This is a genomic window from Oleiphilus sp. HI0128 (assembly GCF_001635365.1).
The window spans coordinates 1-974 of the sequence record NZ_LWGG01001075.1 but is presented as its reverse complement, the minus strand read 5'-3'; the positions used below and the strand labels follow the sequence as shown (position 1 = coordinate 974).

At 43.9% G+C, this 974-nt stretch carries 1 protein-coding gene and 1 pseudogene; one reads left to right on the top strand and one right to left on the bottom strand.

Going from position 1 to position 974, the window contains the following annotated elements:
- The coding region (locus tag A3763_RS18355) for an integrase core domain-containing protein (protein WP_156495164.1) at nucleotides 1-257 on the top strand (257 nt) is incomplete at its 5' end.
- A gap of 10 nt (nucleotides 258-267) precedes the next feature.
- On the opposite strand, the pseudogene A3763_RS27105 reads toward A3763_RS18355, so the two are convergent.
- Nucleotides 268-525, bottom strand: a pseudogene (locus A3763_RS27105) (transposase zinc-binding domain-containing protein); the annotation flags it as partial.
- Between the last annotated feature and the right edge of the window lie 449 nt (nucleotides 526-974).

Genomic DNA, 974 nt, shown 5'->3' with positions numbered 1-974 from the left:
ATCGCACACTGCTGAGTAATTATGGCATCAGAGCTAGCATGGGGGATGTAGGTGCTTGCTGGGATAACTCTGTTGTGGAGCGGTTCTTTGGAAGCTTAAAGCATGACTGGGTTTTGAAAGTGCCCCAGCCAACGAGAGAGCATATGAGAAATGATGTGGCTGACTACATGCGTTATTACAACTTAGAGCGGCTCCATACTTCTAACGAAGATATGTCGCCAATCGAGTACGAAAACTCTTTAAGAAAAGTGTCCTGATTTAGTTGCGCAGAACAGTTGAGAGTGTACGGTAAACGATGCTCAAGACCTTGCCCATCAGCTCCGGGTAACGGTCCAGCAAAAAGCGCAACTGGAAAGGAAAACTCAGCACCCATTGGCGAATAGGCTCTGCGGGAAATACTTCATCCACCAAAAGTGCGGCACTCTCCGCCATCCGCCGAGCGCCACAACTAGGGCAGAAACCACTCCGTTTGCAGCTGAAAGCGACCAAACGCTCGTGATGACAATCTTCGCAGCGCACACGCAATTTGAGGCTGTTCAAATTTTGGTATCTACGAAGCTGGAATATCAACAAGGTCTATCTGTGTTTCTTGTTTTCCTTATGGAGTGTGTCTTCTTTTATCGTATCTCTGCTGTTTGCTATGGGAGCTCTTGGAACTAATCGGCCCTTGGCATTGGCTTTGGTATGTTATTTATTTCTAATTGTTGTTATTTATGCGGGCTCAGTGCACGATCCTTTCTGGTTTAAATCTACTAAGAATAATGAGTTAGCTCTGTTTCTTCAGGTTTACAAATCAGAAATGCTTATTGAGGGCGGGTCGAAGGATTAAAAAAAGGTTCGCAAATCATAGATATTAAAAAGTAAAGCTCATTGAATCATAACGCTATGATTAAATGAGCTTTTTCAGTCTAGAAAGGGTTGCATTTGTCCGGTTGTTGCCAAACTTATGCTTCCCTGTGAACCATAATTTTAGC